The sequence below is a fragment of the Mesorhizobium sp. CNPSo 4670 genome, assembly GCF_057784235.1.
The window spans coordinates 569225-575930 of sequence record NZ_JBWJFQ010000002.1 but is presented as its reverse complement, the minus strand read 5'-3'; the positions used below and the strand labels follow the sequence as shown (position 1 = coordinate 575930).

Below are 6706 nucleotides of genomic sequence, written 5' to 3'. Positions count from 1 at the left end.
CGGCGCGCCGGTGGCGGCAAGCAGCGGACGCAGGATGAACATGCCGGCCTTCATCGCATTGGCCGACAACAGCACTTCGGGAACGAACAGGATGCCGTCGCGAAAATCCTCGCCGACGATGCGCATGCCTTCGACCAGCGCTTCGGTCAGCACCTTGTAAGGCGCCCAGCCGCGCTCGAGCAGGATGTTGGTGCCTTCCTCGATCTCTTCCTTCAGCCCGTCATAGAGATCGTCGTGCATCTGCTGCACCAACTCGTCGTCGGAAAGTTCGGAAAGGATGATCTCGTCGTCGGACATTTGTATTGAGCTCCTGCCGGCATCGCGACTGCGTCGCAAGGCACACAATATTCGCGTTCATACCTAACCCGCTGAGGGCATGTATCCATAGCTGATTTGCGACTTCCCGCAAAAGGAAAGCGACCGTAACTCTCTTGGAATTCTTGTCGATTTTGCGACAGGCGTTGGCGCTGGCGGGCCGTTTCGAATAGGGTGCATGGCTACGATCCGGCAAGAAGCGGCGATACGCTGCCGCAATGGATTCCGGACAAGAACAAATTCAGGGAAGAGCGATCATGAGCGAACACGCGGCAGTTGATCAGGAAGCGTCAAACGCGCGACGCGGGCGCGGCGCCAGCGGCGGAGCGGCTGCCCGGCGTGCAGCACGTTCGGGCGGCGGTCCCGGCACCCAGCTCACCTATATCAAACGCAAGATCAACGTCTATGAGGTGCTGGACGAGGAAGGCCTGGCACTGATCGAGAAGAACACCGACACGGTGCTCGAGGAGGTCGGCATCATCTTCCGCGACGACGCCGAAGCACTGCAGCTGTGGAAAGAAGCCGGCGCCGACGTCAAGGGCGAGCGTGTGCATTTTCCCAAAGGGCTCTGCCGTTCGCTGCTGAAGACCGCGCCTTCCGTCTACACCCAGCACGCCCGTAATTCCGAGCGCTCGGTGCAGATTGGCGGCAACGCCACTGTCTTCGCGCCGGTCTATGGGCCGCCCTTCGTGCGCGATCTCGACGGCGTCAGGCGCTATGCGACGATCGAGGATTTCCAGAATTTCGTGAAGCTCGCCTATATGGCGCCGTCGATCCACCATTCGGGCGGCACCGTGTGCGAGCCAGTCGATGTGCCGGTCAACAAGCGCCATCTCGACATGATCTACAGCCACATCAAATATTCCGACAAACCGTTCATGGGCTCGGTGACCGCGCCGGAGCGTGCCGAGGACACCGTCGCCATGGCCAAGATCGTGTTCGGCGACGACTTCGTCGAAAACAACACGGTGCTGACCAGCCTGATCAACGCCAACTCGCCGATGGTGTTCGACGAGACCATGCTCGGCGCGCTGAAAGTCTATTCGCGCCACAACCAGGCTTGCATCGTCACGCCGTTCATCCTTGCCGGCGCGATGAGCCCGGTGACGGTCGCCGGCACGCTGACGCAGGTTCTGGCCGAGGTGCTGGCCGGCGCGTCGTTCACCCAGCTGATCCGGCCGGGCGCGCCGGTGCTGTTCGGCACCTTCGCCTCGTCGATCTCGATGCAATCGGGCGCGCCGACCTTCGGCACGCCGGAGCCGTCGCTGGTGTCCTATGGCGCCGCACAGCTCGCACGTCGCCTCGGCCTGCCGTTCCGTACCGGCGGCTCGCTCTGCGCATCCAAGGTTCCGGATGCTCAGGCGGCCTACGAAAGCGCCAACACGCTGAACTCGACCATCCTGGCCGGCACCAACTTCGTGCTGCATTCGGCTGGCTGGCTCGAGGGCGGGCTCGCCTCCTGCTACGAAAAATTCATGATGGACATCGACCAGCTCGGCATGACGCAGAAGTTCTCCGAGGGCGTCGATCTGTCGGAAAACGGCCAAGCGATGGATGCCATCCGCCAGGTCGGACCGGGCAGCCATTATCTCGGCTGTGATCACACACAGGCCAATTTCCAGACCGCCTTCTATCGCTCCAACATCGCCGACAACAATTCCTACGAACAATGGCTGGCCGAGGGTGAAAAGACCGCGCCGCAGCGCGCCAACGAGCTCGCCCGCCGCTGGCTGGAAAGCTACGAGGCGCCGTACCTCGATCCGAGCACCGACGAAGCCTTGAAGGACTTCATCGCCAAGAAGAAGGGATCGATGCCCGACGCCTTCACTTGAAAGGAGCCCGAGTCAGGCGGGGCTAAAGTCGCCAACATCATTCACAAGGAAGTCTGGCGGAGCGCATTCTCCGATCCGGTCAAGAAGGAATGATTGCGCCTGCCGGCAGCTTTGACCGTATCGCTGCGGCGCTTTTCGCCAACGGCCTTGTTCTTCGTGGCGGCTTCAATTTTACGCTGGGCGATGCGCCCCCGCCGGGCCAGTCAGGCGCTCCAGCCAAGTCCGTCCTGCTTGTGGGGCAGGCGGGTGACGCGTCCTGGCCGCATTTCCTGCGCTGGCGGGAAAAGCAATCGCCGCCCATCGCCAGTCCGCTCGACACCTGGTCGCGTGAAGTGATCGGGGCGGTAGCGGAGGTATTCGGGGCGAGGGCCATTTCACCGTCCGACAAGCCCTATCTGCCGTTCCAGCAATGGGCGATGCGGGCGGAGGGGCTGAAGCCGTCACCGCTCGGCATCCTCATGCATCCGCACTATGGGCTGTGGCACGCCTATCGCGGTGCGTTGCTGTTCGAGCAAGAACTTCCGCTTCAAGCCGTTGAGACGCCGCTCCACCTTTGCGATGCATGTGTGGAAAAACCTTGCCTGAAGTCCTGTCCGGTCGACGCTTATTCCGCACAAGGTTTCGCCTACCAATCCTGCCTTGCGCATGTGCGGGGGGCGAATGGCGGACCGTGCCGCAGCGGTGGCTGCCTCGACCGCAACGCCTGTCCGTACGGCACGGCCTATCGCTATCCACCGGAGGTCCAGGCCTTTCATATGGCGGCATTCGCAGGTCTGTAGTCGTCACGCGATCCTGCACGAAATGTTGACTGCCGGGTTCAGGGAACGCCTTGCCCTGGCGGCTCGCGCGGATATGTATCGCGCATCTGACGAACGGAGCAGGCGATGACGAAACAAGACCTTCAGATCAAGACCAGGGATGGCGTTGCCAGGGCAGGACTTTTCCGCGCTGCAAACACGTCCCCGGCCAAGGCCGGCGTCATCCTGTATATGGATGCGTTCGGGCCGCGCGCTGCGCTCGATGGCATGGCGGAACGGTTGGCGGGCGAAGGCTATGCGGTGTTGGTGCCGGACCTGTTCTACCGCAATGCGCCCTACGGGCCGTTCGACGCCAAGACAGCCTTTTCCGAGGAAAAGACCAAGACAGCGCTGATGGCACTGGTCACTGGCACCACGCAGGCGATGACCATCAGCGACAGCGGCGCATTCCTCGATGCGCTGGCTGCCGAGGGTGTTGCCGGGCCGATCGGCACGGTCGGCTATTGCATGGGCGGCGCACGGGCATTGAACGCCGCGGCAACCTATCCCGGGCAGATAAAGGCGGCGGCCAGTTTCCACGGCGGCAATCTGGGCAGCGATGCCGCCGACAGCCCGCATCGCAAGGCTGCCTCGATCAAGGCGCGTGTCTATGTCGGCACCTCCGGTGTCGACAGAAGTTTCCCGCCTGAGCAGTCGGCACGGCTTGCCGAGGCGTTGCGGGTGGCGGAAGTCGACCATGTCATCGAGAACTATGTCGGCATGGCGCATGGCTGGTGCGTGCCCGACCATAGCGTCTTCGATGCCGCGGGTGCCGAACGTCACTGGAAGCGATTGACGACGCTCTTTGCCGAGACGCTGATCTAAAACTGATCGGGGCGTTGCCTGCGGTCACGCCGAACGGGTAGAGACTGCACGATGGCGCGGCCTGCTACAACGGCGCCGTCAGCGGGAACGATTTAGCCTGATGCAATCCTATGATGTCGTGATCATCGGCGCGGGTGCCGCCGGAATGATGTGCGCCGTTGAGACGGCCAAGCGCGGCCGTTCGGTGCTGATCCTCGATCACACGGCGATGCCTGGCGAAAAAATCCGCATCTCCGGCGGGGGGCGGTGCAATTTCACCAACATCCATGCCAGCCCGAAGAACTTTCTCTCGGGCAATCCGCATTTCTGCATCTCGGCGCTCAGCCGCTACACGCAACGCGATTTCATCGCGCTCGTCGAACGCCACCGCATCGCCTATCACGAAAAGACGCTGGGGCAGTTGTTCTGCGACGGCTCCGCACGCCAGATCATCGACATGCTGGTCGTGGAAATGCGGGGCAGGGGCGTGGAGCTGGCACCGTCGACCGAGGTCGGGGATGTCCGCAAAACCCTGGAAGGATTTGTGCTCACCCTCTCCACCGGCAAAGTCATTTGCCAGTCTCTGGTCGTGGCGTGCGGCGGCAAGTCGATCCCCAAGATGGGAGCGACCGGCTTCGGCTACGAGCTTGCCGAACAGTTTGGCCTTGCCATTGTCGAAACGCGGCCGGCGCTGGTGCCGCTGACCTTCGACGCAAAAACGCTTGAGCGGCTGTCGGCCCTGGCCGGCAATGCCGTCGAAGCGGAAGTCACCTGTGGCAAGACACGGTTTTCGGAAGCGATGCTGTTCACGCATCGCGGCGTCAGCGGACCGTCCATCCTGCAGATATCGTCCTATTGGCGCGAGGGCGATGAAATCCGCATCGCCATGCTGCCGGGGGTCGAGGTAGCGGATCTCATTCGTACCGCCAAGCGCGGCAATGGGCGGCAAGCGGTGCAGACGGTTCTGGCAAATCATCTGCCGAAGCGGCTTGCGCAGTCTATCGCCGAGCGCACCGGGATCGACGGCAACCTCGCCGATCTTTCGGACGCTGAGATCAAAACCATCGCCGCGGCGGTCAATGACTGGCGCATCAAGCCGGCCGGATCCGAGGGCTACCGTACCGCTGAAGTGACGTTGGGCGGGGTCGACACCAACGGACTCGACCAGAAGACGATGCAGGCGAAATCCGTGCCGGGCCTGTTCTTCATCGGCGAAGTCGTCGACGTCACGGGTTGGCTGGGCGGCTATAATTTCCAGTGGGCGTGGTCGTCCGGCTGGGTCGCGGGACAAGCTGCCTAATGCGTATCGCTCAAAAGTGGTCCCGGTTTTGGTGCTACTTCTGCGCCTTCGCCCGAGCGCCTGCAGGCGCTTTCTTCTTCCTTTTGGCCTGATTGTAGTCGATGGCCGCCCGCACGAGCTCTTTCAGCGCGCGCCCGTCGAGCTCATCGCCCTCGAAAAGATCGATCGCACGCCACACCTTGCCGTCCAACCCCGCGTTGAAGAGCTTGCCGGGATCCGGCAGGCCGGCGCCGTGGGAAAAGGTCAGTTTCACCTTGTCCTTGTGGGCGTTGCCGACGGCGATCATTCCGTCGCGGGACCACACCGGGCTTCCCATCCACTTCCATTCCTCGATGATCTCGCCATCGACTTCAAGAATGGTCTTGCGGACGCTGGCTAGCGTCTTGCCACGCCAGTCGGTAAGGCCCGCGATCAGCTGGTCGATCTGTTGCGATGGAGTCATCGGGTGCCTTCCTCTGCCACGACGCGTTTCATTGCCGCGTTTTACCAGCGCGCCAGCTGGGTGATCTGAACGAGGTTGCCGCAGGTATCGTTCAACTGGGCGATGGTCGAGCCGGTCACCTCGGTCGGCGGCATGGTGAACTCGCCGCCGCTCGCCTTGATGCGCTCGTAGTCGCCCTTCACGTCGTCGGTGAAGAACATGACCGCGGGCTGGCCCTGCTTGAAGATGGCTTGCTGATAGGCCTTGGCGGCCGGGTTGTCGTTGAGCGCGAGTTGCAGCTCGGTTCCATCCGGCTCTTGGGCCGAAGCCACGGTCAGCCAGCGATAGGGTCCATTGCTGAAGTCGGCCTTCTTGGTGAGGCCGAGCACTTCAGTATAGAAGCGCAGGGCGTTTTCCTGGTCGTCCACATAGACGCTGGTCAGCTTGATCTTCATCGCTATTTCTCCTCTGTCCGCCCTGTCGGAAGGGCGTGGTTTGAATTGTGCTGGCAGGCTTCAATCAATCCGCTGGCGCGGCTAGGGGATCCAGCCTGGCAGGGCGGCGGCCTGCTTCATCCAGTCTGCCATCTGCGCCTCGTCGAACGCGTCGCTTTCGCGTATGTCGATCCAGCGTGCGTCCCTGCTTTTCGCCGTGCCGCCGGACGGGACCGGCCGCAACGACATGCCGCTGAAAAAAGTCACCTTCACGTAGTGGGTCAGGACATGGAACGTCACGAACCAGCCTTGGCCCTCGATGCCGTAGAACGGCGAATTCCATCTCACGGCTTTGCGTACATCAGGCACATTGCGCACGATAAGTGCATCGAGGCGCTCGCCGAGGCCGCGTTTCCAGCCCGGCATTGCAGCGATATAGGCCTGCACCGGCGCGTCGCCGTCCCCCTTTGCGATTTGTGGGTTGCCGCCGGACAGCAGAACCGGTGCGGCCTTGGCTGCGATCTTGGTCGACTGCTCCCGCGGCTTGGCCATTCCCTATCCGCCCGCACGCTGCGAGCTCTTGGCGGCATATGGCAGCACGAACATGTACAAGCCGCTGAACAGGAGCAAGAAGAGCGGCAAGAGCGGCGAGTAGACGATCCAGGCGGGCGGCTGCCCCAATGCCATGGCAACGAAGTTGGCGATGACGGTCAGCGTAAAGATGATCGACAGCCAGCGATGAATTTGCCGAACCCACTTGTTCCAATCCAATGAGACCTCCCGTTAAAAACGAGCCGAAGCGG

General features: G+C 62.3%; 9 protein-coding genes. 4 read left to right on the top strand and 5 right to left on the bottom strand.

The genetic code is table 11. From position 1 onward, the window contains the following. Window positions 1–297: B12-binding domain-containing protein (locus AC0ZT5_RS06225; protein WP_488495693.1), on the bottom strand; the 297-nt coding region annotated here is incomplete at its 3' end. A 275-nt stretch (window positions 298–572) separates the two neighbouring features. On the opposite strand from AC0ZT5_RS06225, the gene AC0ZT5_RS06220 reads away from it, so the two are divergent. The 4 genes from AC0ZT5_RS06220 to AC0ZT5_RS06205 all read left to right on the top strand — a co-directional run bounded on the left by AC0ZT5_RS06220 (window position 573) and on the right by AC0ZT5_RS06205 (window position 5048). Then, window positions 573–2147, top strand: a complete 1575-nt coding sequence (locus AC0ZT5_RS06220; protein ID WP_488495692.1) for a trimethylamine methyltransferase family protein — start codon at window positions 573–575, stop codon at window positions 2145–2147. A gap of 89 nt (window positions 2148–2236) precedes the next feature. Beyond that, window positions 2237–2926, top strand: coding sequence for a hypothetical protein (locus AC0ZT5_RS06215; RefSeq protein WP_488495691.1), 690 nt, complete (start codon window positions 2237–2239; stop codon window positions 2924–2926). 105 nt (window positions 2927–3031) lie between these two features. Beyond that, window positions 3032–3769 carry a dienelactone hydrolase family protein gene (locus AC0ZT5_RS06210; RefSeq protein WP_488495690.1) on the top strand — a complete coding sequence of 246 codons (738 nt, stop codon included), beginning with the start codon at window positions 3032–3034 and terminating at the stop codon, window positions 3767–3769. Between the two features lie 100 nt (window positions 3770–3869). Then, window positions 3870–5048, top strand: coding sequence for a BaiN/RdsA family NAD(P)/FAD-dependent oxidoreductase (locus tag AC0ZT5_RS06205; RefSeq protein WP_488495689.1), 1179 nt, complete (start codon window positions 3870–3872; stop codon window positions 5046–5048). A gap of 34 nt (window positions 5049–5082) precedes the next feature. Here AC0ZT5_RS06205 and AC0ZT5_RS06200 read toward each other — a convergent pair whose 3' ends face one another. The 4 genes from AC0ZT5_RS06200 to AC0ZT5_RS06185 all read right to left on the bottom strand — a co-directional run bounded on the left by AC0ZT5_RS06200 (window position 5083) and on the right by AC0ZT5_RS06185 (window position 6674). Next, window positions 5083–5490: a DUF1801 domain-containing protein gene (locus tag AC0ZT5_RS06200; protein WP_488495688.1), complete on the bottom strand. Its 408-nt coding sequence runs from the start codon at window positions 5488–5490 to the stop codon at window positions 5083–5085. Between the two features lie 41 nt (window positions 5491–5531). Beyond that, the gene (locus AC0ZT5_RS06195; protein WP_488495687.1) at window positions 5532–5924 is read right to left on the bottom strand and encodes a VOC family protein; all 393 of its coding nucleotides are present in this window, start codon (window positions 5922–5924) and stop codon (window positions 5532–5534) included. An 81-nt stretch (window positions 5925–6005) separates the two neighbouring features. Continuing rightward, window positions 6006–6455, bottom strand: coding sequence for a DUF1801 domain-containing protein (locus AC0ZT5_RS06190; RefSeq protein WP_488495686.1), 450 nt, complete (start codon window positions 6453–6455; stop codon window positions 6006–6008). A gap of 3 nt (window positions 6456–6458) precedes the next feature. After that, the gene (locus AC0ZT5_RS06185; protein WP_477287949.1) at window positions 6459–6674 is read right to left on the bottom strand and encodes a hypothetical protein; all 216 of its coding nucleotides are present in this window, start codon (window positions 6672–6674) and stop codon (window positions 6459–6461) included. Window positions 6675–6706 lie beyond the last annotated feature (32 nt).